This is a genomic window from Streptomyces sp. CA189 (assembly GCF_056428985.1).
In genome coordinates this window covers 1-1,840 of sequence record NZ_JBWJVM010000170.1, presented here as the reverse complement: position 1 = coordinate 1,840, position 1,840 = coordinate 1, and the positions used below count along the sequence as shown (strand labels likewise).

Annotated in this window: 1 protein-coding gene; it reads left to right on the top strand. The window is 74.9% G+C overall.

What is annotated here, in order from left to right:
* Nucleotides 1-158 precede the first annotated feature (158 nt).
* Nucleotides 159-1,840, top strand: a 1,682-nt coding sequence (locus AC061S_RS44330) for a hypothetical protein (protein ID WP_478691558.1), incomplete at its 3' end; no start/stop codon positions are given.

The following is a 1,840-nucleotide window of genomic DNA, read 5'->3' as shown; positions in this document are numbered from 1 at the left end:
GCACCGCCCGCCCGCCCGCCGCAGCCGCCGCCCGCCGGCCCGCCGCACCCCTTCTCCGGATCGGACGCCCGAGCCATGAACCCCACCACCCCCGCCGCCCGCCGCAGCCGCCGCCCGCCGGCCCGCCGCACCCCTTCTCCGGATCGGACGCCCGAGCCATGAACCCCACCACCCCCGCCGCCCGGCGCGGCCGCCGCCCCGGCCCGCCTGCCGCGGCCGCCCCGCTCCTCGCGCTTCTCCTCGTCCTCCTCCTCGCACTGCTCGCGCTGGTCTTCGCGGCGCCGGCCCGGGCCGCGGCCTCGGCCCCGGCCGCTCCGGGGGAGGACCGCAAGTCCACCTTCGGCGTGCAGCCCGCCGGACCCAAGGGGCCCGACGCCCGGCCCCACTTCTCCTACGGGGTCACCGGCGGAGCCACGACGCGCGACCAGATCGCCATCTGGAACTACGGCGAGGAACCGCTCACCCTCGCCGTCTACGCGAGCGACGCGGTCAACACCGCCGACGGCGGCTTCGACCTGCTCCCGGCCGGCCAGACCCCGAAGGACGCGGGCAGTTGGATCAAGCTGGAGAAGGACAAGGTGACCGTCCCGCCCAAGGGCAACGTCATCGTCCCCTTCACCGTCACCGTCCCCCGCGAGGTCACCCCCGGGGACCACACCGGCGGCATCGTCGCCTCGCTCGCCGCCGGAGCCCAGGACGCCCAGGGCAACAAGGTCAAGCTCGACCAGCGGGTCGGCGCCCGCGTCTACGTACGCGCCGCCGGAACCCTCACCCCGCGCCTCGAAGTCCAGCAGGTCGCCGCCTCGTACGAAGGAAGCGCGAACCCCTTCGCCGAGGGCTCGGCGACCGTCACGTACACCCTGAGCAACACCGGGAACGTGCGGCTCGGCGCCCGGCAGGCCGTACGCGTCAACGGCCTGTTCGGCACCTCCGTCACCGCGGACGGCGTGAAGGACCTCGGCGACCTGCTGCCCGGCACCTCGCTGACGATCACCGCCAAGGCCGACGGGGTGGCCCAGGTGCTGCGGTCCTCCGCCGTGGTCTCGGTCCAGCCGGTCGCCGCCCGCGACGGCGTGGACCCCAAGCTCCCCTCCCTGACCCGATCGGTGTCGCTGTGGACGGTCCCGTGGGCGCTGCTCGCGATGGTCCTCGTGATCACCGGGGGCGGGCTGTGGGTCTGGCGCCGCAGGCGCCTGGCCCGGGCCGCGGCCGCCGTGTCGGCCCGCCGGCGCGCCACCTCAGAGACGAACGAACGCCAGAACGCCAAGAAGGAGTCCATCGTGCAGTTCACCCGCCCCAGCCGGCGATCCGCGGCAGGCGTCGCGACCGCGGCCGCCGCCGCCCTCGTAGGTCTGGCCCTGACCGTGCCGACGGCGGCCCACGCCGCCCCGGCCGGCTCGGCGAAGATCAACCCGGCCACCGGCGACGACGGCAGCAGCGTCGACGTGACCACCTCGGCCGCCTGCCCGGAGCCCGCCACGAACATCCTGGTCACGGTGGCCGGCAAGGGCTTCCCGGCCGAGGGCCTCAACGTGGTCGGCAACTCGCCCGTCACCAGCTACCCGCCGACGGAGTCGGGCGGCATGAGCGTCCCGCTGACGATGACCATGCGGGACTACGCGAACCAGGCCGGCTTCACCACCCTCGAAGGCCGCTACGACCTGACGGTCGTGTGCCGCAAGGCCTTCGGCACGGAGACCTACGGGACGTTCGCGGCCTCCCTGTGGTTCACCTCCAACACCGAGTACCAGACGACGGACCCGGGGACGGGGAACCCGACGCCCACCCCCACGCCGACCCCGACTCCCACCCCGACCCCGACGCCCACCCCCTCGGAGTC